This is a genomic window from Methanobrevibacter ruminantium M1, assembly GCF_000024185.1.
Lineage (GTDB): Archaea > Methanobacteriota > Methanobacteria > Methanobacteriales > Methanobacteriaceae > Methanobrevibacter > Methanobrevibacter ruminantium.
Genome location: NC_013790.1, coordinates 2628997 through 2655055, shown reverse-complemented (window position 1 = coordinate 2655055; position 26059 = coordinate 2628997). Strand labels below are relative to the sequence as shown.

Sequence of the window (26059 nt, the reverse complement as noted above, 5' to 3'; positions counted from 1 at the left end):
GGAGGAAAAGTATGGATTTTAAAAAAGCAATCCCTCTATTTGCTTTATTGCTATTGATTTTATTTATTATCGGCTCTTCAAGCGCAGCTTCAAGTGATCTTAGTTCAAGTCCTGCCGATAATGAAAACTTGGAAATTGATAGTTTTGACTCAAATGAGGATTTAACAGTTAATACGAATACAAACTATATTGAAAGCGGAAATAATTTGGAAATTGATTATAAATCTAATTCTAAAGAATCTGTTAATGCAACAAATGATATAAAAGAAGAAACTGTTGATTACAATGAAGATATTTCAGTTGAAAAGAATAATCTAAAGTCTTCTAAATTGAGTTCTGTTTATAAAATAACAGAATCTAACTACTCTAACTACTTTAATAAAAGTGGAAACATCCTATCTAATGTAAACCCTGGAGATACATTAGATTTTTCAGGTTCATTCAACAATAAGGACTTTAAAATAGATATTCCATTGACTGTTACAAGCAGTGACGGTGCTCAATTCATTGATTGCAGCTTCAAGTTCAATAAGGGCTCTGACGGCTCTAACATATCCAATTTAAACATTAACTCTTCTCGCTTACAAAGTCCGCTTATCTATTTGGATTCTGTCAGCAATATGAATGTATTCAACAACAATCTATTTTCCTGCGCTTCAAAATCCTATGCTCTTTGCTTTAGCAATGTAAGCTATTCCTCTGCATATCACAACACCCTTCAGACTACAGCATTTGTTGTAGGATGGGGACATCCTTCTGCCTTTGTCTTGGCTGGAGCAAATAACTTAAATATCTCCTCAAACAATGTGATAGTCAACGATTCCAACGGAATCTATTTCACTACATATGTTGGAGACACAATTAGCGCGAACTTAATCAATGAAAATAATTATATCTTTAACAATACCGTTCACAGTGTCCGAGGAGTTGAATGGGCAGTTGATGAAAATGGAACCACTCCTCTCCCATCCTCTTTCTGCTATGCGATACAAGTGATGGGAAGCGGTAATAAATTATTGAACAATACGGTCTACAATGCGTATAGGGGCATAAGTGCTTCCGGATCAAATAGTGTCGTTGCCGGAAATGTGGTTTATGATATTAAGGGAAATTATTATAGCGGAAATACAAAGGATGACGGCGGAGACTATGGAATAAATGTAGGACCAAATTCCATAGTTGAAAACAATACAATATATAATTCCCATTTTAATAAAAACTCTGGAGTGGCCATTTCTGTAGGTTCAAATACAACTGTAAGGTATAATAACATAACAAACATCAATGGTACAGGGGCTGATTTGTCTAAAAACTTCATAGAATTTAGCCATAATCGCATTGATAATGTTTCAGATAATGGAATAAGAGTTAAAGGCCAATATGGTAATACTAATATTTCAGATAACTTCATTAATTCAACAGACAGTTCAATCACTTTATTGAGAAGCTCAAAGGACAAATATCCGTCCAGAATCAATATAGAAAATAATGATTTCTATACAGATGTCTCTCCTATCTATTATCTTGAAGGGTATATTGGCAAGCTGACAGCAAAGGACAATACTCTCAATGGTTCTTCCATATCAGATATTAGTATTGACGTTCCTAGCTCTAGCGAAACTAAGGTTTCTATAAATTCAACTAAAATAGATTTCAATGAATCTGTTCTAATTATGCCAACTGTCAGCGCCTATGGTCTTTCACTTGAAGGCCTTGTCGATATAATAGTCAATAGCCAAAAGATTGCAACTGTTCCTATAGGATCTAATTACACTTTCACTCCAACTGAAGCAGGAAGTTTTAGCATAAACGCTAATTTCACAGGTAATGAAGAGTATAAGCCATCTGAATCTGCTGTTTTGATTCTGACTGTGACTCCTAAGGAAACTACCACTTCCATAATAATAAGCCCAAGCACTGTTGAGCTTAATGATACTGTTGTCATTAGTCCTTTTGTTCGCTACAATGGAACTCTTTTAGAAGGTTTTGTTGATATTCTTTTAGATGGTGAAAAGTTAGATACTGTAGAGATAGGCTCTGATTATAGTTATGTTCCTAATAGTTCAGGCAGTTTCTACATCAGCGCTAGCTTTTCTGGCGGAAATGGTTATGGTGCATCTGTTTCTGATATGCTCATCCTTACTGTAAATGAGTCCAGCTCAATTGAGGATCCGGATGATCCAACTAATCTTACAGTCTCTTCAATCCTTATCAGCCCTAACACTGTTGAGGTTAATGATACAGTTCTTATAAGTCCTTTTGTTCGCTGCAATGGAACTCTTTTAGAGGGTCTTGTTGATATTCTTATTGATGGTGAGAAGTTAGATTCTGTAGTTATTGGCTCTGATTATGCTTATGTTCCTTCTACTGCCGGCACTTTTAACATTAGCGCAAGTTATGCTGGTGGAAATGGATATGAGCCATCTGTTTCTGATATTGTTGTTCTTACTGTAAATGAAAAGCAAATTATTGATAATGGTACAGATAATAATGGTACAGACAATAACGGTACTGATACAAACGGAACAGGCACTAATGGAACTGATACTAATGGTACAGACAATAATGGTACTGATACAAACGGAACAGATACTAACGGCACTGAAAATAATGGAACAGATACAGATCAAATTAAAATAATCATAAATGATGACAATTACTCTGATTACTTTGATAACGGCTATCCAATTGATTTAGATGTTGATGGCAATTATACTCTAATTATCGACTCATTAAACAACAAGGACATAATAATTCCATCAGGATTTAATATAAACATCATAGGAAAGGAAGGCTCTGGAACAATAAACAACGGTACAATTCAATTAGGTGACGGCACAGATGAGGTCGGTGATGTAAAGATATCCAATCTGACCTTTAATAATTATAATAAGGATGCTATAGTCATAAACGAAATTGCTTATGATCTAACTGTTGAAAACAATAAGATCATAATAAATACAGAAGCCAGTCCTGGAAACCTATACTTTAGCGTTTATGGAATCAATGCAAAGGGCTATGTTGATTCATTGGCTGTAAGAGACAACGATATTTTCCTAAACGGTTCTGCTCCTTACTTATATGGTGTTAGTTTGGGAGGCTACGGTGCCATAGCAAACCCTCAGAATATATTCGTTCAAAACAATACAATAAATATCAACAGCACTGCAAGTATGGGCATGGCTGAGGGCATTTACTTAGACAACCCTATAAATGCAGCTGTTTTAGACAATAAAATAAATATAGAATCAATCAATGATGTATATGTTTACGGCATGCAGATTGCAGACTCTGCATTCAGCGCCATAGGGGAAGGAAAGACCGGTGTCAAATCCCCATATGACATAATGATTGAATCAAATGACTTGAATCTTAAAAGCAAATATATGGTTTATGGAATAACCATTCTTGATTATGGCTGTGACGGCAGCTTGAATGAATTAGGTCAGCCAATGACCAATATGATGGACTTGGACACTACAATCCAAAACAACAATCTCGTTGCCGATTCTGAAAAGGCAGTTATGGGAATCGTTGGAAAGACCTACAATATGTCTGTTTTATGTAACAATCTGTCTGTAATTGGAGGATCCATTGAAGGAGTTGCATCCCATGATGCATTAGGAGTTGATAATTATGCTCTTGGAGTCCAATACTCTGGAAAGGATTATACTGTTCTTGTAAAGGACAATACAGTTAGCACAAATGTTTTAGCTGAGTATTTAAACAATAAAGACTATGAAGCCTATGTTTCATTTGTTAACAATACAATATATCATATTGATGGCCCATCTAGTGGAAATGATACTCCAGAGAATGGCACTGGTGATAATGGCACTAATACTAATGGAACAGATATTAACGGTACAGACACTAACGGAACTGACAACAATGGCACTAATAATGGTACTAATGGCACTAATGGTACAGATACCAACAATACAGACAATATAACTAAAAGAACAGTTAAAGATCTACAGGAACTTATAGATAATGCAACTAGTGGTTCTGTAGTTGATTTAGGCAACTTTGAATATCTTGACGTATCTAACATTGATATAAGCAAGGATATTTCTATTGTAGGAAACAATACAGTCATCAGAACTGCAGGTGACGGCAAGCCAGTCTTCAATATTAAGGAAGGACTTTCCTCAGTTTCAATAAGCGGAATAGAATTCATGGCAAATAATGGAGATGTACTTATCAGAGCTAAAGCAGTCAATTCAACTAGCAGATTGGCTATAGAAACCCCTGAAATTAATATAATAAATAATACTGTAATCAAGTCAGATGATGGTGTTGTAGCCGAATCAGTCACTGTTCTTGAATTGGATTCTTCTAGATGCATACTTGCTCCAACAAATGATATCAAGGTCTCAAACAACACATTGGAAATTGGAATGAATCCATTTAACTTTGTTGTGGAAAGCGTCATTAACGCTGCTGATGTTAATGTTCCAGTAGGGGGAGACCTTCAAAGCAAAGTCAAATCCGTAATTCATTATGAGGATATGGATACCGTTGCCGTTGCAAAGGCTGATGGAAGGGTAGGAAAATACTTTGAGGTTAATCTGACTGACAGTGATGGAAATCCATTATCTGGCAAATTCGTACAGATAGGATTCAACGGTGCAGTCTATAATAGAACCACAAACGAAACAGGTGGTGTAAGATTGCAGATAAACCTTGGATACAAGGGAACCTATACATTTGCAATAAGCTATCTTGGGGATGAGAATTACAATGGAAGCTTTGTCGTTGCAAAAATCAAGGTAAGCACACAGAATACAAAGATCACTAGCTCATCAAAGACTTATAAGGCAAGCGCAAAGACCAAGACTCTTACTGCAACACTTAAGTCCTCAGTTAACGGCAATCTTATAAGCGGAAAGAAGCTGACTTTCACAGTGAATGGCAAATCATACACAGCAACTACCAATTCAAAGGGAGTCGCTAGCGTAAAGGTCAGCCTTTCAAGCAAGAAAACTTATAGCTTCACTGTAAAATATGCAGGAGATGATACATACTCATCTTCCAGTGCAAGCGGTAAACTTACTATAAAATAATCCTTTATTTATTGAATAGTTAATTTTTAACTATTCTTTTGCTTTTTTTACTTATTTTTGCTATTTTTATTTTTTATATTTAATCAATTATTTTAGTTATATTTATTAATATTAAAATAAATATATTAACAATAACTCAACTGTATTTTAGAGTTTATAAACAGATTTTTATATTGTTTATTTTTTTTAAAATACTTCCAATGACATAAGTTTTTACTAAAATTAGAATTTTATATAGAAAAATCATAATTAGGCTTCTAATTTTAATTCAAATCAAAACTTTTGTCTATGAGTGTAATTGTATTAAGATGATGAATTTAAGAAATTACTGGGAGGTGAGTTGATGATAAATAAAAGAATAATTAGTCTTAGTCTGCTGATTATATTGGTCTTTCTCATTATTGGATTAAGTGCAGTCAGTGCTGAAGATTCTTCAAAAGCTGCTGATTTGGACTTGAATTCTAGTTCAGTTTCTAATATTGATTTAAGTTCTAATTCTGTTGCTATTGAATCTAATTCCAATTCTATTGCTAGTGAATCAAGTTCTAATATTGTCTTGGATAATAAATCTTCAGACACTACAGATATTCAAACAGATTCTGATTCTAGTTCAGATGATAATCTAAATCACGATTCTAATAGTAAAATCAAATCAGACAATTCTAAAAAGGTTCATACTATAACAGAATCTAATTATTCACTCTATTTTGATTCTAACGGCTATCTAAACAATTCATTAGTGTCCTCTAATGATACTATTAATTTGTCTGGTAATTTTTCTTCAAAGTATTTTCGCTTTTCAATACCTTTGACCATTACAAGCTTAGAAAACGATGCATTCCTAAGAAACTCTCCAATCATAATCACTGGAGTTTCCAACGAAAACTATGTATATGATGCAATTGTCTCTAACTTGACCATTGAATCAGACCTTGCTAACATATCTGCCGTTTGGGTGATTGGTTCAAGCAATATAAAGGTCTTAAACAATAATATATTCACAACAGGTCATAACGGATATCCTATCGCTTTGGATAGCTTTGTATATAACTGCATTCTTGCAAACAATACAATCAAGACAATAGTTCCTGTCAGCGAAGCGATGAGCTCAAAGGATATCGATGAGGACAATCAAACAAACAATTCCGACAATAGCAGTTGGCAGCATTCAGGAATTAGCCTAAGGGATGCCCATTACAATACTGTCGTTGACAATGACATAACTGTTGAAAACTCCTATGGAGTCTATCTCTGTTATGGGGCTTCCATATCAAACTATAATGTCATTGCAAACAATACAATAAGGGCAACCTCTGAAACTCCTTCATTTTGGTGTTATGGTGTTTATATCACTGGAAACTACAATCTGATATATGGAAACGACTTCTATCACCTTTATCAGGGAGTCCATTCAAGCTATCCATATAACTCTATAGTTTCCAATAATTTCTATGACATTGACGGATTGGATGACAACTATGGTGCCGGCGGTGACTTTGGCATATATGGAGGAAACAACACACTTATAGCAAACAACTCCATCTATAATGCCAAATTGTATAATGCAGGAATTCTTGTAGGTACAAATTCTGAAGTTTATGGAAACTACATTCAAATAAACAGCTCCGGAGAGGGAATCAGAATAGGTGATAAGGAAGGAGGATCCTATTCAAAGGTCTATAATAATACTGTAGACTTCCTTGACGGTAAAGGCATATGCCTATACGGCGAGCCAAATAGCACTCTTGTTTATGATAACATTCTCAATTCCATATCTTCAATTGATTCACTAGACTTATCAGCTGAATCTAAAGGTTCTGGGCTAGGAATTGGTATCTATTCACATTACCAATCAAGAGCCAAAAGACCTTATAACATTTCTACCTGCAACAATACAATATATACTTCAAATGACTATGCAATAGACATTTCACAGTCTTCCACTAAGGCCTATACCTGCTATGGAAACCTGGTCTTTGGAAAGGGCATCATCTATCCTATGGAAGTTGTATATGTTCCAGATTATGGGGAAGGAAATGTATATGAAGTGAGCGAAGATAATTTTTACACTTACTTCGACTCTTCCAATAAGCTTAGCGATAAGGTAAAGGATGGAGACAGTCTCATATTTGTTGGAGAGTTCTCTCCTAAGGGCAAGATAACCTTAAATAAGGAAGTTAATCTTTTTGGATACGGTGCTCTCCTAAAGAATACCACTGTATTCATTAACGCTCCAAACTGCAGGGTTCACAATTTCACAATCGTCAACAACGGCATTGATGAATATAACCTTTGGGGAGTCTATGTCTTTGAGGCAGACAATGCAAGCATTGTAGGAAACAATATAAGCATTTTGGATAAGAACACATCCTATGGAATCTATCTATGCGATTCCTATGACAATAACGTTTCAGACAATACCATTTCCTGTCAAGGGGACAATCTGGTCTTCAGCCTTCTTACATATGAGGCTTATGACACATTATTTGAAAACAATAAGATATTGGCTATTGGAACAGATGAGCTCTACCCTTATTATGAAACCATCTGTATCGATGGCGTTCACAGTATTTCAGAGCTATCAAAGACCTATGGGGTTATTCTGGATTCATCCTCTAGAAACCAGTTCATTCACAATGACATTGAGGTGACATCCACCCTTGAAGGATTCCATGTTCCTTATAATCCTTCAGTTAACATTCTCATAGGCTTATACATCTATTATGCCTCAAACTACAATAACATAAGCGAAAACAATGTTTATGTTCACGGACATGATCCTTTCCTTTATGGAGTCGGTTCATCAGGAGACGACACAAGTAAATCAGTGACCTATGCTTGCGAAAACATATTCTCACACAATAATATCACAGTTGAAGGTGATTATTTTGTTATGGGAATGATTCTAAGGCATAATTCAAAGGACACAATCGTTGATTCCAATCATTTCAGATTGAATTCCAATAATTATACCTATGGAATAACCCTTGAAATATCTGAAGGGGCTAAGGTCACAAATAATGTCTTAAACAGCACTGGAAATGCAGGAATCTATGCAATGGAGCTTTATGCATCAAATAATAACGATATTAAAAGCAATGAGATTTATGCATCTGCAAGCTACAGCAGCGTTGCATTATATGCCTCAAGCAATAATAATGTGACTCATAATGTAATCAAAACCTATGGAAATAAGGTTCAGGAACCTGCTCAAGGACCTGAGCACCCAGATTCTGTAGATTTATTCAATACAGGAATCTCACTCCAGAAATTTTCAAGCGGCAACAACATTTCAGATAATATTATAGAAACCGATGGAGATGCTGCAGTTGACTTCGATGAGACTTCAACAGGTAATACAGTTGGAAACAATGAGCTTTCATCTACAAAAGGCGGGGGAAATGCTGCTGTAAATGACAGGACAGGAAAGAACATGGTCTATGGAAATACAGGATCAAGATATGTTCCAAATTCCAATAGTTCCTCAAACTCAAACAATCAGAATTCAGGAGAGAGGAATACAGTCCCAACTAATGGCAGCTCAAACCGATATAATGATGGCGGAGAGGAATCAGGCTCAAGCGCCTTCGGTCAAGTTGATTTAGGCCTTCTTGCCACTGCAATGTCTTCAGTAGGTGAAGGCACTGGAGATGTCGGTGAAACTGGTGACGGCGAATCTGACTTGATTGTAAGTGAGTTAGAAGAGGTCGCTTCCAAATCAATGGCAGGTGGATTATCTGTACCTGTAGCAGCTTTATTATTGGTTTTAATGTTCTGTTTCAGCTTCTTGAATGCTAAGGACGAGGATGATGAAAACGATGATGAGAATGAGGAATAATTCTTTTATTCGTCTTTAAGATATGAATAATTGATTATTCTTCTTTTAATTCTTTTTAGAAAATACCAGTCAAAAATTAATACTTGTTTAGATATAAATAGTTTAAAACTATTTATTTCTTCTTTTTATATGTTATTTCTTGTTTTTTATTCTATATTCATATTTTTATCATATCTTATTTTGACCATTTTCTTATTTTAATTATTATTGGCTATTTTTCCAATTGTATCTTATATTTTCTTTTTGTGTTAATCATAGTAAGCTATTAATTAAACTATTTTATTTTAGTTAGGTATTTTATTTTTAAACGATAATTATACTTTATAATTTTAATTAAAGCTATTTCTGTCTTTTAATTTTATTTAAAAAAATCCATTTAGTTAAATTTATATTAAAATAAAATTAGATATATAAATGTATAAATGTTATTTTAAATTATATAAGTTTTGATTTAATTAAAAAGACTTTAAATAAGCCTTTTCAATATTGATTTTTAAAAATGAATTAAATTTTATAATATTTAATTTCCATTTAATATATAATTTAAAGTTTTACAACTAACTAAACCATTATACTGATTTATTTTTAATTATTGAGGTGTTTAAACATATGAATTCTAATAAGACTTATGCAGTATTAGGATTATTGCTCTTATTAATCTTATCCATAGGCGCTATTAGTGCAGAGGATTCTATAGATGATATGAGTTTAACAGACATTAATTCTGCAGATAATTCTAATATTAATCAAATAAATGCAATTGATAATTCAATTGATACAAGTACAGATTCTTCAATTGATACAGACAATTCAATTGAAACAAATCTGGATAGTTCAATTGAAGATAAAAACTCTACAGATGCAAAGAACACACTTTCCTCAAACAGTCTTGCATCTACATATAAGATAACTGAAAAAGACTACTTAACTTACTTTGATAAAGATGGAAACATATTATCAGGCAAATTAAAAAGTGGAGATACTATAGATCTCTCCGGAACCTTTAGTAAAAAGGCTTTTGTCATAAACATTCCACTTACCATAACAAGTAGCGATGGCACTGCAAAGCTCTTGAACTCCAACATAAACCTTGTAAGTGGCGCTCAAGGTTCTATGGTGTCCAATTTAAATATGAATACAAGCGTTGAAAAGACTCCTGCATTAAGCGCTGTCAATGTTACAAAGGTCTCCTTTGTAAATAACACAGTACTTTCAACTGCAACAGGCTCTTATGCCTTATTGCTCAATACTGTAAACAATTCAGATGTTCTATTTAACACATTCCAAACCACATGCTTTGTGGAGGGCTGGGGACATCCTTCTGCTTTGGTATTAAGCGGTTCAAACTATAACAATATCTCATCAAACAATGTTATTGTAAACGATTCAAATGGAATCTACTTGACCGGATACCTTGGCGGAGGAAGCATGGGAGATTCCACCCAAGGATCCAATACCTACAATTATATATACAACAACACAGTTCACAGCGTAAGAGGAGTTGAATGGGCAAAGGATAAGGATGGAAACAAGCCTCTCCCATCTTCATTCTGTTATGGTATCCAAGTTATGGGTGCATATAACGAAATCATTGAAAACACTGTATATAATATGTACAGAGGCATAAGCGCTACCCAAACTGGAAATAAGGTAGTCAACAATAATCTATCAAATATCCATGGAACCTGGTACTCTGGAGGTACAAATGACGATGGAGCAGACTATACTATATATGTAACTACCAACTCTATTGTAAAAGACAATTCAATCTCTGATTCCAAAATTGGAGACTCCACTGCAGCAATCCATGCGGCAGCAAACACTAATGTAACTAATAATGTCCTCTCCAATATAGAAGGAACCGGCGTCTTGATTGAAGGAAACAATGTAGTCTGCAATAAGAATAGCTTATTAGGCTTAACAAATGACGGAATCATAGCTAAAGGAAATGTAAGCAACATTGATATTTCAGGCAATATAATAAATGCCTCAGAAACCGCTGTTTCCCTTGTAAAAACCTCAAGATCTCTTGCTCCTCATGACATTACAGTAAGTGAAAACACAATATTCACTACAAAGGAAAACCCAATCAGCTATGAAGAGGCTTACTCTACCAACATAACTGTAGAAAACAACAGAATAATCAAGGAAGCTTCCAATGGAACAGATCCTAGCACAGAAGGTAACGGAACCTACTACATTATAGATTCCAACTTCTATAATTATTTCGACAACACAGGATACCTTAAGAGCACAATCAAGGAAAACGACATCTTAATCTTCGTTGGCCCAATAGAAAGCAAGGACAAAATCTACATAAACAATAAGGTAAACATCACAGGTATTGATGCAGTCTTCAAGGACACAACCATAATTGTTTTAGACGACGGCGTTGTCATTGATGGAATCACAATCAACAATCCAAATGAGGCTAAAAACGACCGTGAATGGGGTATTCAAGTAAATGGAGCTAAGGATGTAACAATCAAAAACTGTAACATAACTATCTATGATGCATTCTCAGCATATGCAGTATATCTCATTGATTCATCTGATTGTAAGCTAATAAACAATAATCTTGAAGCTAAAGGAGATTATTTAACTTCTGCAGTTTTATTATACAATACAAACAACACAGTATTAAGCGGAAATTCATTAAAGACAATAGGAACTGGTCAAAATTACACTTTCCTAAATGAATCCTGCTTGGATGGTTGTCTTGATGGATGCCTCGATGGCTGTTTAGACGGTTGCCTTGACGGATGTCTCGATGGTTGCTTGGATGGTTGTCTTGACGGCTGTGCAGACGGATGCGCTGATGGCTGTTTAGATGGAGCACAAGGAGTAAACCACATAATCTCTGGAATATTCAGAACCTATGGCTTATTCATGGTATACTCATCAAACAACAATGTAACAGACAACAAAGTTGATGTAAGCTCTGCATTAGAAAAAGGCTATGCTACTTATATAGAATCAACTAATGCTATTGGAGGAATCTTCATCCACCACAATAGCAATAACAACATCATTAAATCTAATAATATAACATTAAATGGTAATGATCCATTCATGTATGGCGCTGGAGTGGTTGGAGGAAATTCAAACCACACTGATTATGTTTCCTCAAACAACCAATTCGAATCCAACGCCATCAATGTAAAATCCCCTTACTATGCTATCGGCATATTGCTTGGATACAACTCTTCAAAGAGCACTTTAAAATCCAATAAGATTTCCCTAAGCGCAAACAATTACTCTTACAATATAGCTTCATACAAGAGCAGTGAAAACACTGTTGATGGAACTGTAACTGTCCTAAAAGACACTATAGTTACCTCCACAAACATAACTGCACAGTCAAACAGTCCTATTGTGCTAAACCTCACTGTATTGGATGAAGACAATAAGACAGTAACTGTAGGAAGCCTTTTGGCTTATGTAAACAACACTCTTGTAAATTCAACATCTATCAAGGGCCAAAGCACCTCACTTGGAATTGGCGCTTATCCTAAAGGAACCTACGACCTTGTAGTTCTTTATGTAAATGGAGGAATCTACAGAGTAGGAGCTGGAGCATGCCAATTCAATGTAAGCGATGTAATTAATACTGGAAACGGCACAAAAGATATTCAAAACGCTTTAGATAATGCTAAGGATGGTGCAACTGTTGATTTAGGAAACCAAGAATATAACAATGTTGTAAATGTGCAAATCAAGAAGAATGTCACAATAACCGGAGGAAAGATCTCTGGAGACGGAAGCAATCCTATATTTGTCATCACTCCTAAATCCAAAGGAGGACCAAATAATGTAAGCATAACTGGAGTCGAATTCAATCTTGGCAATGGAAACATTGTTGCCCTTGCAACTGCTGATAATGGAACAAGCCCATTATCCATAGACACTGCACAAATTTCAATCAAGAACAATGTCTTCAACGCTGTTGATGGAGCTGTTCCAGAATCCATCAAGGTCCTTGAGCTTGACAGCGAAAGAGGAGTCCTATCTCCAACAAACGACATTTCCGTCAAGAGCAATACCTTATCAAGCGGAATCAATCCATTTGAGTTTAAAGTAACAAGCGTAGCCAACAACAATTCAATCAATGTTCCATCAGGTGGAAACCTGGCTCAAAAGCAAGTTAGCCAAATCCAATACCAAGATATGGAAACCATGGCTGTAAACGCTAAGATTGAGGGAAGAGTGGGCAAATACTTTGTAGTCAACTTAACTGATGATGCAGGCAAGCCTTTAGCAGATAAGTTCATACAAATCGGATTCAACGGTGCTGTATATGACAGAACAACCGATGAAAAGGGCCAAGCCAAATTGCAGATCAACCTTGGATACAAGGGAACCTACACCTTTGCAGTTTGCTTCCTTGGTGATGATAACTACAACGGAAGCTTTGTTGTTGCAAAAATCAAGGTAAACACTCAAAAGACTAAGCTTACAACTGCTTCAAAGACCTATAAGGCAAGCGCTAAGACAAAATCCATTTCCGCAACACTTAAGGATGCAAGTGGCAATGCGATAAGCGGCAAGAAGCTTACTTTCTCAGTAAACGGTAAGTCCTACTCAGCAACTACAAACGCTAAGGGAGTAGCCACCGTCAAGGTAAGCCTCTCAAGCAAGGGAACTTACAGTTTCACTGCAAAGTATGCCGGAGATGATATGTACGCATCTTCCACAGCAAGCGGAAAGATAACTATAAAATAAAATAATAGTGCATTGTCTGAAGGCTATTATGAATTAAAATAATAAGGTATTTTGGCCGAAAGGCCAAAATCTTTTTGTTTTTTAAAAATTCTCTCAATGATTTGCTTAAGCTTTTTGCTTTTATTCTATAATATTGAAGTTTTTAAAAAACATTATCCAAATCTCTTGGATATTAGGTTATTTTTCATTTAAACTTATTTCATTTATTTTTTTGGTGATTAAATGACATTAGCTATTGGAAATACATTGATTTTTGCAGATGAAGCTATTTATCAGGGAGCCAACAATGGACTATTCGCCATCTTCTCAAATACAAACGGAACTGGCTTTCCATTTTTAGATAGTTCACTAACTGCTATAACACAAGCATTACAGATACCTGTAATCATTCTTTTACTCATATTTTTAGTATTCGCTGTAGTAACTTTAGGGAAGCTTCTATCAGAATACCTTTCTCGTAAGAAAGTACCTATTAAATTAATCAAAGAAATGATTTATTCAATCTATGATGCACAGTCTGCTGAGGAAATTAAAAATATAGTAAATAGTTCAGATATTCAAAGTTCACAAAAGACAATTCTTTGTGAACTTGCTGACAGTGAACATCTTGGTAAGAAATCAAGGGAGACATTAGCTCGTAGATTGATTGATAATGAAGAGGATAAGATTACTCAAAATCTTCAAAAAACAGATATTGTTACAAGGATAGGTCCTACACTTGGATTGATGGGAACACTTATCCCAATGGGTCCAGGTCTTGCAGCATTGGGTACAGGGGATGTGACAACCCTTGCAAGCGCAATCACCATTGCATTCAATACAACTGTTATCGGTATTGGAGCAGGTGCTGCCGCTTACTTTGCATCAAAGATTAGAAGACGATGGTTCGGTGAATATCTTGCTAACTTGGATGCTTTGATGGATGCAATATTGGACAATATCAATAAAAGGGATGATAGGCTAGAATAATCACTGATTGTGGTTATTATTGTTAAAAACATGTTTAAACAATCTCAATAAATTCAACACATATTAATAATTCAATAATATCAGTAATATCAACAAATATCAATAATTTCAACTAAATTGGTGATTATATGGCTCGTCGTCGTTGCAATAGACGTTTTGAAAGTGAGGAAGAAGATCCTATGGCAGGAACCGCCAACCTTGTAGATGCAATGTTGGTTATTGCTGTAGGCCTGCTTGTTTTCCTTGTGCTTGCATGGAACATGCAAAGCGTGCTCTTTAATGAGCAGCTCACTCAAGAGGAAAAGCAGCAGGTCATGGATGCTATGAATCAGGAGATGACTGAGGTTCAAGAGGGTCAAATCTTGAATGAGACTCCAGATACAAGCAATGCAACAGGTCAAGGTTATACTGAGATGGGTAAGGTTTATAAGGATCCGTCTACGGGTAAATTGATTATGGTTCAGAATAATTCTGCTTAATTTTATTTATTTTTTATTTTTAGTCTTTTAGACTAATTCTTTTCTTTTTTTAATTATTTTTTTAGTTTTTCATGCACTTTTTTCCGGTTTTTTATACTTTTTGATGATTTTTTTGTCTAATTTTCATTCAATTTTTCATCTATTTTTATAAAAATCTTATATGAAATTTATGAATTTTATTATCTTTTCACATATTTTCACAATTTTTATATCAATTCCTTCAATTTTTTAGTTCCTATTTTATCAAAATTCATCAGTATTTTTATAACATTTTGTAATTAATAATACTATTTCATTTATGAAGTTTGTAAAATACTGATTTTGTAATACTTTTTTTATCATTTTAGGCTCTTTAGTAATATTATTTTAAAAAATTATTACTATTTGTCCTTATTTTTCCATTTAAGTATTAAAATAAGATTTAAATAATTATTACTCCTCTATTATAATTAATAAATATTAAATATAAGCACACTTAATGAAAAAAAACTGGCTAAGATAAAGTTAATTCGGTTGACTTTTAATTTTTAATATTTATTGGAAAAATTTAAAAAAGGCATAATTATGAAGAATAGAAAATTTTTGATAGTTAGCTTAATTCTTATTGTTCTAATGCTGGCCTTAGGATCTGCTTATGCCGCAGATTTAAGTCCAGTGACTAATGGAACTGTTTCTGGAGGTGTGGATGTGGCAACTGCCAATCCATACGCTTCTCAAACAGGAGGCCAAGAAATACAATCTGGAGAATTAAGCTATGATGTCCCGGAGGATGTTAGTGATGTCCAGTATGCAGGACTCTTTGTAAATGTTTATGGAGGGTCTGCACAGGGAGACTATGGTGCCCAGTCCAATGTCTCAATAACATCCAATGGTGAGACAAGTCAAATTGCAAGCGAAAGTTTAAATTATACTGATGGCAGTGGCGACGGCACTGTCTATATAGTAAATGACCACATCACCAAGGTCTATTCCGACTATCAGATGATTTATAATATCACTGATAGGGTTCAAGGTGCAACCGGTCAAATAAAGATCAATGTAACAAACACCAAACTTGAAGGATATGCTAATTTTGATGGCAGAATCAAATTAATCGGTTTGGTCTTTGCTTATAATGACGGAAGCAATAATAGATTTGATTATTGGGTGGATTCCGGTCAGGCTTGGTCAAATAGTGCGGATTCAGTTACCAAAGCTAATTTTACTGTGGGAACTGTAAGTCCTTTCTTAAGTGCTAACATAAGAAATATTGCACTTTCAAGCACTGACGGTAATTATTCATTCAATAAGCAAGAGTTAACTGGTGGGGAACTCATCTCTGATTCCATGTTCAAATACCATAAGTGGGATGTAACTGACCTCTTAAAAAACAAGACAAATAATTTAACTTTTAATTCAACCAAATCTTTTAAGAATGTACTTTCTGTCTTGACAGTTACAAAGAACTTAGAGGAAATATTTGTAAGTCCTGACGGTACTGGAACTGGTACTACTGCAGATGATCCTACCACTATGGATAAGGCAGCTCCTGCTTTGGCTAATAATGGTATAATCCATGTATTGGATGGTACCTACACCCAATCCAAACGTTATGACATTAGGGCAAACTACTCATCCATTGTTGCAGTAAATCCTGGAAATGTAATATTCGATGGAAACAATTCTGTTGCAAACATTAGAGTATATGGTGCCAATGTAACTTTGGACGGCTTGACTTTTACACATGGTAAAGGAACTGGAGGGGGAGTTTATTTCGATAGCGATGCGAATGGCGGCCTTGTGACAAATTGTATTTTCAAAGACATTAATAATACCGGAGCTGGAGGAGCTGTTTACATATCCGGTTCTAAAAATGTTATGATTGAAAATTGTAAATTCATAAACACCACTTCCACAGGTACTGGAGGAGGCGCAATCTACATTGCTGGAGACAATGCCACCGTTAAGGAATGCAGCTTTGAAAATGCTACTGGAAAGGATGGTGGTGCAATCCGTGTAAATTCTAGAGATTTTGCGGTTGTAAGAGACTCTAACTTCACTGGTTGTGTTGCAACTACCGGCGGAGCCATTAGTTGGGTAGGAAAATATGGAAATGTAACCAATTGTACATTTACAGACAATCAAGCTACTGGTTCAAGCAATGGTGGAGGAGCTATCTATTGGCAGGAAAACTTTGGATTAATCAATAACTGTACATTCATAAGAAATAAGGCTCAAGTTTATGGAGGCGCTGTTAATTGGGCTGCAGGTAAAATCAACGGTACAATAGTCAACAGCATCTTTAAGGAAAATTCCGCTGGAAGAGATGGTGGCGCATATTATTCCGCTGCAGGTGCAAATGAAATGCTAATTATGTACTGCTCATTTGAAGACAATGAGGCAGATGCAAACGGAGGTGCTATGGGCTTCCGTGCAGACCAATGCTACCTTCTTGATTGTAACTTTACCAGCAACCATGCAAAACAGAATGGAAGTGCTGTAATGCTCTATTCCAATGTAGCCAATTTCCTTGGTATTGGAAACTGTAATTTTGTAGATAACTCTGCAGACGTATTGAACTATTCCATTGTTAACAATGCAGGAAAATTAAAATTATCTGAAAATAACATCACAACCAATGATCTTCGTGATGGAATCTACACAAACGGTTCAATATTGACTGACGTTTATTTATATCTCATTGTCAATGAAACCAATGATGCTGCATCCAATGTAGTATATGCAGACATCGGCGATGAAGTGCCTATTGACGTTTACCTTGTAGATGACAACAGCAATCTCATTAACGGCATAGGCTTAAGCGTAGAGATCAATGGAACCAACATCACTGAATTTGATTTGGATGGATACACATATAAGACAAGCTACACACCAAGTGAAATAGGTACTTATTATGTAACTGGAAACTATTCCAAGGCTGAGCTTAGCAATATCCTAACAGGATCAATCGTTGTGGGAGAGGAACCTGTTTCTGCTATAGAAATTGCTTTTAGAGGCGAATATGTAAATACCACTTATGCAGGTGTGGAAAACCTTATTGCAGTTTCATTGCATAACACCGGATCTTTAGATGGAAACTATCTTGTTGAATTTTATGTGGATGGCGAGCTTGCAGGAACTGAAGAATCTAAGGTAAATGCTGGCTACACAAGCGATATTAACTTTATTGATGAGAAAATAAGGGATCTAAACGAATCAACTATATTGGGACATGACAATCTACAGGCTAATTACACTGTAATTGTTAAGGATAATGAAACCCAAGAAGTTATAGGGGAATCCAGCTATTTCCCATATGTCCTATACAACGGTTATTTATCTAAGAAATACGAATATTCAGATGAATTCATAAGCTCATTCAGAAATGTCACCTTCAATGGAGGCTATTTCATTAACACCACTGGAAGCTACTCTGGAAATAGCAACCCTGGATTGACTGACATTTGGACTCTTCCTGCTCTTGGCGAAGGGGCAAGCTTTGCAGGAGCTTATGTATATGTTGCATATACCTGGGATAAGACAGAAAATGGACCATCTGACTGGGCCTCCAGCTTTAATGATGAGTCCATCCCTATTGTAGCTCAATATAGGGACCAATCCAATATGGGTACAAGCGGTTCATATGGATACGGTCTTGTGGTCTATGACGTTTCCTCTTTGATTAAGGAAGGACAAAACAAATACTCATTAACTAAAGGGGACACAGCTATATATCCACGTACCCTTGTGGCATTCTATAATGTGACTGAATCAAGCACTGTAAAAACCATGTACATGTATAATGGTGCTGATTTATTATATTACGGTAGCTATAATGTTTTGGAAAGACTTGTTATGACAGATTCTGTATTGAACATTAGTACAGAGGGCAATGTCCTCGGATCTAATTTGTATGTTTTCGCTGCAAGCGCTCAAGCAGGTGAAGGTAACTTGCTTGTCAACGGCGAAAAATATGAGGATGTTTGGAACGGTACTACCAGCTCTGTAGAAGAGAAAGTCTTTGATTTGGGAGACAATCCTCTTGCATCCAATGAAATCTCCTTTGTATCTACCGGATCTACCATTTTAGCACTTCAACAATTCGTTCTTGTTGAATATGAAGCTTACTCTGCTGACGTTACAATAGCTTCTGAATATAATGGAGCTTGTTATGCTGGTACTGAAAATGCATTGAAAGTCAATGTAACAAATGACGGTTTGGAAAAAGCCAATTATTTGATTGAATTATATGCTGACGGTGTAAGGGTCGACTATGAACATGTTGAAATCGATGTTGGCGAAAGCAATGTCCTAACCTTAATCGACGACACCATCAGGCCAGTGACTGAAGACACTGTAAATGGCGCAGACAATCAAAAGGTAAATTACACAGTCTATGTAAGTGCTGCTGGAAGTCTTTTAGCTGAAAAGACAATCACTCCTACCATATGGTATAACGGTTACTTAGGCAAGGACTACGCTTATCCTAATGAGACAATCAGCTATTTCGACACCATTACAGTTAACGGTGGAGTTATCATTGAAACTTTAAATGATACCACTTATATGGGCGCTACAGTTCTTAACAGAACTGATGTATGGGAGCTTGATGTCCCAGATGATGTTGAATTTGCAGATGCATTTATCTATATTGGATACAACTGGGATAAGACCGGTGCAAACATCCCTGTCTTGAACTTAACATTCAATGGAGAAACTGTTGCTCCTATGGAAAGCTATAGGGATCAATCCAACTTAGGCAGCTCCGGCAAATACGGATACGGATTAATCGTTTATGATGTGTCTGGGCTTGTTGAAGCTGGAGAAAATACATTATTAATAGAAAAAGAGTTTAACAAGACTGCAGTTTACCCAAGCACTCTTGTAGCATTCTATAACCAAGAGGTCCCTGATGTCATTACAACAGTTTATATGTATCATGGTGCTGACTTGTTATATAACAGCTACAACCTATTAGGAAGGGACGTTGAAAGTAACAGCGTTTTAGAAGTTGAATTGGTTGATGACCTTGCATCTGCAGACCTTTTAGTATTTGCTGCAAGCGCTCAAGCAGGTGAAGGTAACTTGATTGTAAATAATGAAACATATGAGAATGTCTGGTCTGGAAGCACAAACAGCACTAATGTATTTGGTGTCGATATATTGGACAGTCTCAAGCAATCCAATGAAGTCTCCTTTGTTTCAACTGGAGGAACTATCCTAGCACTTCAACAATTCATTGTCTTCGAATACGATGTCACTTCTGCTAAAGCTAAAGTAAGCACAGAATATTCAAATTCCGCATATGCCGGAACCGACAATGTATTAAAACTTGATTTAACCAATAACGGTACAGTAGACACTGTCTATCATATTGACTTATATGCTGATGGCGACTTGGTAGACAGCATAGAAGCTGAAATCGATTGCGGTGAAAACAGTACACTATACTTGATTGATGATACAATCAGGCCAGTGACTGAAAACACTATAAACGGAAACAACAACGCTAAGGTAAACTACACAGTTGTAATCAGTGATAATGCAACCGATGAGATATTGGATGAAATTACAATAACTCCTGTTCTTGTCTATAACGGTTACTTAGGTAAGGACTACGCTTATCCTAATGACACAATTCAATTCTTCGACGCTATCACAGTAAACGGTGGAGTAATCATTGACACTTTAAATGATACCACCTATCTTGGAACTAAAACAACCAACCGTACCGATGTATGGACTGTTGATGTTCCAAATGATGCAGAATTCGTTGAGGCCTTTGTCTATCTTGCATACAACTGGGATAAGACCAATGGCACCTGCCCTGTCTTCAATACCACATTCAATGGTGAAACTGTCACTCCTATAGCTCATTACAGAGACCAATCAAACCTTGGAACCAGCTCTGCAAAATACGGCTATGGATTGCTTGTCTATGATGTTTCAGAGTACATCGCTGCAGGCGAAAATAGCTTTGAGCTTCTAAAGGATTATGATGTCACTGCTGTCTATCCAAGCACTCTTGTAGCATTCTATGATGTTGAAGACTCACCTATATTGACAACTGCTTACATGTTCAATGGCGCTGACTTATTATACAATGCATATAATTTCTTAGGAAGACCTGTTGAAAGTAACAGCGTTTTATATATTGATTCAGTTGACGATATCGATGAAGCAACACTTGTAGTATTTGCTGCCAGCGGTCAAGCTGGAGAAGGTAACTTGATTGTAAACGGTGATGAATACACCAATGTTTGGGAAGGAACAAGCAATAGTGCAGCTGCTTATATGATCAATCTAACTGATTCCATAGCTGAATCCAATAATGTGTCCTTCGTTTCCACTGGAGGAACTATCCTAGCCCTTCAACAATTTGTCATAGTTTCAGAATACGCCCCATACGCTAAGGCTGACATTATCTCTGAATATAAGGGCGTTGCATTTGCAGGCACAAACAATGTCTTAAAGGTCAATGTAACAAACGTTGCTGAGGAAGATGCTGTCTTCAATGTAACCCTTTATGCTGACGGCGTTGAAATAGGCAGTCAATTGATTGAAGTAGGCGCTTATGGCAGTGCCATTGCAATGTTTACCGATGAGAAGATCAGACCGGTTACAGAAAACACAGTCAAAGGGGCAGACAATGAAAAAGTCAATTACACTGCAGTCGTAAGAGATGTTGACGACCTTGTTGAGGATGCTGAAGCTACAATCACTCCGGATATCCTCTATAACGGTAACTTAGGCAAGGACTTAGCATATCCTGCTGAGGAGATCACATTCTTTGACTCCATCACAGTAAACGGTGGCATTTACATTGAAATCCAAAATGATTCAAGCTACCTTGCATCTGGAGCTACCAACAGAACTGACATATGGAACATTGAAGCACCTGAAGACGCTGATTTCGTAGCTGGATTTGTATATGTGGCTTACAACTGGGATAAGACCTCTGCAGGAATCCCTGCACTTAACATCACATTCAATGGTGTATCTGTCGCTCCTGTTGCACATTACAGAGACCAATCCAATATGGGAACCTATGGCAAATATGGATACGGACTTTTAGTATATGATGTAAGCGACCTTTTAGAAGCAGGGGATAATGTATTCACCTTAACAAAAGATGCTAACATGACTGCCATCTATCCAAGTGTTTTGGTTGCAGGCTACGACCAAGAAGTATCTGACAGCATGAAAACCATTTACATGTTCAACGGCGCAGACTTATTGTCCAATGCAAACAACTTCTTAGGAAGAGTTGTTGCATCTAACAGTGTTTTAGACATTGAATTGCCTGATGATGTAATTGATTGTGCACTTGGAATATTTGCAGCAAGCTCTCAAAAAGGCGAAGGCAATCTAATAGTAAACGGAGAAAGCTTTGAAGATGTTTGGAACGGATCTTCCAACTCAGTCCAAGCTTGCGTATTTAACTTGACAGATGATATCGAAGAATCCAACACAGTATCATTTGTTGCAACCGGAAGCACTATACTAGCCCTTCAGCAATTCATCTTTGTGGAATACGAGCTTGTTTCTGTTGACGCTAAATTAGGCTCTGAATACAATAACGTTGCATTTGCTGGAACCGACAATGTCTTAGAATTTAACATTACCAATGACGGAACAATTCCTACCGCATACACCATTGAGTTCTATATCGATGGCGAATTGGCAGACACTTTAGAACTTGAACTTGCAAACGGTGAAAGCGACAGCCTATACCTTGTGGACCCAACCATCAGACCAGTTGATGAAACCACTGTAAACGGCGCAGACAATGCTAAAGTCAACTACACTGTTGTAATCACAGACAATTCAACTGGAGATGTCTTAGATATAATCACTATCACTCCTTCTGTACTCTACAACGGTAACTTAGGCAAAGACTTGGCATATCCTGCTGGAGAAATCACTTTCTTCGATGTAATTACAGTAAATGGAGATATCATTGTCATAGGAATGAATGATTCCACTTATCTTGGCTCTAAGACAACAGGACGTACTGACGTATGGGACTTAACCACTAATGAAGATATTATCTTTGCAGCCGGATACCTTTATGTTGCATACAACTGGGATAAGACCCCTGCTGGAATGCCTGTATGGAACACCACATTCAATGGCGTAACTGTCACTCCTGTTGCACATTACAGAGACCAATCCAATATGGGAACCTACGGCAAATATGGCTACGGACTTATCGTTTACGATGTATCTGACCTTATTGTAGCTGGTGAAAACACATTCACCTTAGAAAAAGAAAATGGAACCACTGCAGTATATCCAAGTACCCTTGTAGCATTCTATAATATGCCTGAATCCAGCACTTATGTAACTACATACCTATACAATGGCGCAGACTTATTATCCAATGCAAACAACTTCTTAGGAAGACTTGTTGCATCTAACAGCACATTGGATATCGATTCATTTGACAATATAGTCGGCGCTGACCTTTTAGTATTTGCAGCTAGCGCTCAAGCTGGAGAAGGTAGCCTTGTCATAAATGGCGATCTTGTAGCTGACATCTGGAATGGCAGCAGCAACAGCGTAGATGCATATGCTATTGACTTAGGCAAAAACCCTAAGGCATCTAATGAGGTATCATTTGTTGCAACCGGATCTACCATTCTAGCATTGCAACAGTTCATTGTTGTTGAATACAATGTTCCTTCAGCTGAGGCAAGCCTCGTTAGCGAATATTCTAATGTTGCATTCGCTGGAACCAACAATGTATTGCAATTCAACTTAACAAACAACGGCGCTCTTAACACTTCTTACATTGTCGACTTCTATATTGACGGCAAGAAGGTAAACAGCACTCAAATTGCACTCAACTCTGGCGAAAGCTTTGGCCAATACTTTATCGATGATACAATCAGGCCAGTTGACGCAAGCACTGTAAACGGCGCAGCCAATGCTAAGGTAAACTACACAGTCTTAGTCAGCGATAAGGATACCGGACTTATATTGGATGAAGTGACCCTCACTCCTTCTGTATTATATAACGGTAACTTAGGCAAGGACTTAGCACATCCTCCAGAAGAAATCGTCCTATTTGACACAATCACTGTAAACGGTGATGTGATTATAGATACATTAGATGATTCTACCTATCTTGGAGCTAAGACAACCGGACGTACTGATGAATGGAACTTAACCGTTCCTTCAGATGCTGATTTCGAAGTGGCATACCTTTATGTTGCATACAACTGGGATAAGACTGCAAGTGGAATGCCTGAATGGAACACCACCTTCAATGGTGTAAATGTCACTCCTGTTGCTCATTACAGAGACCAATCCAATATGGGAACCTATGGCAAATATGGATACGGACTTTACATTTATGATGTATCAGACCTCATTAAGGCAGGTCTAAACACATTCACCTTAGGAAAAGAAAACGGAACTACAGCGGTATATCCAAGTACTCTTGTAGCATTATATAATGTTAACGAGTCAAATGTACTTACTACCGTTTCCTTATTCAACGGTGCAGACTTATTATCCAATGCAAACAACTTCTTAAACAGAACTGTTGCAAGCAATAATGTCTTAGAATTAGATTTCACTGTATTTGATGAAATCCTATCCAGCCAACTCTATGTATTTGCTGCAAGCGCTCAAGCTGGAGAAGGAAACCTTATTGTAAACAATGAAACATTCACTAATGTCTGGAATGGAACTTCTAATAGCGTAGATGCTTATATTGTTGATTTAGGAAATGACCCTAGCTTATCCAATGATGTATCATTTGTAGCTACCGGTTCTACAATCCTTGCATTAGAGCAATTTGTCGTTGTAAAATCCAAATATCAAACCAGCTCTGACTTGCAAAAACTCATCGATGCTGCTGAACCTGGATCCACCTTGGATTTAGGTGACAACGTATTCCAAGATGTTGCTAATGTAGTAATCGATAAGAACTTAACCATCAAAGGCGGTTCCATAATGGGCAAAGCTGGAGAGACCATCTTTGTAATTCCAGCAAAATCCGCTAACGGTCCTGATGAGGTAAACATAACTGGCGTTGACTTTATTGTGGAAGATGCAAATGTAATTGTTCAAGCAACTGCTGACAATGGAAGCAGCCCAACTTCAATCGACACTCCAAACATCAGAATCAGTGACAACTTCATTGACATGATAGACGGAAGCGTTGTACCTGAATCAGTAACTGTATTGAAACTTGACAGCGAAAGAGGAGTCCTTGCACCTACCGGTGAACTCAAGGTCACTGACAACGCAATTGCAGCTGGAATCAAACCATTCGAGTTTGATGTAACTGGCGTATCCAACGGCAGCGACACCAATATTCCAGAAGGCGGTAACATTCCTGCTAAACAGGCTTCTGTAATCCACTATCAAGATATGGAAACAACTGCTGTTAACTCTAAGATTGAAGGAAGAGTGGGCAAATACTTCGAAGTCAACTTGACAGACACAAATGGAAACCCATTAGCAAATAAATTTGTCCAAATAGGTTTCAACGGTGTAGTATATAACAGAACAACAAACGAAACCGGCGGAGTCAAACTCCAAATCAACTTAGGATACAAAGGAACTTACACCTTTGCTATCTCCTACCTTGGAGATGACTACTACAACGGTAGCTTTGTTGTATCTAAGATCAAGGTAAGCACACAAAACACCAAGCTTACTACTGCTGCAAAAACCTATAAGGCAAGCGCTAAGACAAAAACATTAACTGCAACACTCAAGTCAAGCGTGTACAACAAACCAATCAACGGTAAGAAAGTAACTTTCACAGTAAACGGCAAATCCTACTCAGCAACTACAAACGCTAAAGGTGTAGCAACTGTTAAAGTAAGCCTTTCAACCAAGAAAACCTACAGTTTCACAGCCAAATTCGCTGGAGACGATATGTACACCAAATCAAGTGTTACAGGTAAGGTAACTATAAAATAGATTCAAGCTTTTTACGGCCTTCGGCCGCAAAAACCTTGACCAAAAATTTTTTTAAGAATAGTTTT

6 protein-coding genes are annotated in these 26059 nt (G+C 36.6%); all 6 read left to right on the top strand.

The window, feature by feature from the left end; translation table 11 throughout:
* The first annotated feature begins 11 nt into the window (after nucleotides 1-11).
* Nucleotides 12-5066: a right-handed parallel beta-helix repeat-containing protein gene (locus tag MRU_RS10320; RefSeq protein WP_012956852.1), complete on the top strand. Its 5055-nt coding sequence runs from the start codon at nucleotides 12-14 to the stop codon at nucleotides 5064-5066.
* Between the two features lie 343 nt (nucleotides 5067-5409).
* Complete coding sequence (locus MRU_RS10315) at nucleotides 5410-8904, top strand: right-handed parallel beta-helix repeat-containing protein (protein WP_012956851.1); 3495 nt, start codon at nucleotides 5410-5412, stop codon at nucleotides 8902-8904.
* A gap of 609 nt (nucleotides 8905-9513) precedes the next feature.
* Complete coding sequence (locus MRU_RS12290; RefSeq protein WP_012956850.1) at nucleotides 9514-13626, top strand: Ig-like domain repeat protein; 4113 nt, start codon at nucleotides 9514-9516, stop codon at nucleotides 13624-13626.
* A gap of 222 nt (nucleotides 13627-13848) precedes the next feature.
* Nucleotides 13849-14595, top strand: coding sequence for a MotA/TolQ/ExbB proton channel family protein (locus MRU_RS10305; RefSeq protein ID WP_012956849.1), 747 nt, complete (start codon nucleotides 13849-13851; stop codon nucleotides 14593-14595).
* A gap of 128 nt (nucleotides 14596-14723) precedes the next feature.
* A complete protein-coding gene (locus tag MRU_RS10300) occupies nucleotides 14724-15074 on the top strand; it encodes a DUF2149 domain-containing protein (RefSeq protein WP_012956848.1) in 351 nt (116 codons plus the stop codon).
* A 564-nt stretch (nucleotides 15075-15638) separates the two neighbouring features.
* Nucleotides 15639-25994 (top strand): DUF3344 domain-containing protein, encoded by a 10356-nt coding sequence (locus MRU_RS10295; RefSeq protein WP_012956847.1) that lies wholly within the window; start codon nucleotides 15639-15641, stop codon nucleotides 25992-25994.
* Nucleotides 25995-26059 lie beyond the last annotated feature (65 nt).

What these genes read in the sequence shown, in the direction of transcription:
- MRU_RS10315 (WP_012956851.1), top strand. Translation starts at nt 5,410, where the DNA reads ATGATAAATAAAAGAATAATTAGTCTTAGTCTGCTGATTATATTGGTC.
- MRU_RS12290 (WP_012956850.1), top strand. Translation starts at nt 9,514, where the DNA reads ATGAATTCTAATAAGACTTATGCAGTATTAGGATTATTGCTCTTATTA.
- MRU_RS10320 (WP_012956852.1), top strand. Translation starts at nt 12, where the DNA reads ATGGATTTTAAAAAAGCAATCCCTCTATTTGCTTTATTGCTATTGATT.
- MRU_RS10300 (WP_012956848.1), top strand. Translation starts at nt 14,724, where the DNA reads ATGGCTCGTCGTCGTTGCAATAGACGTTTTGAAAGTGAGGAAGAAGAT.
- MRU_RS10305 (WP_012956849.1), top strand. Translation starts at nt 13,849, where the DNA reads ATGACATTAGCTATTGGAAATACATTGATTTTTGCAGATGAAGCTATT.
- MRU_RS10295 (WP_012956847.1), top strand. Translation starts at nt 15,639, where the DNA reads ATGAAGAATAGAAAATTTTTGATAGTTAGCTTAATTCTTATTGTTCTA.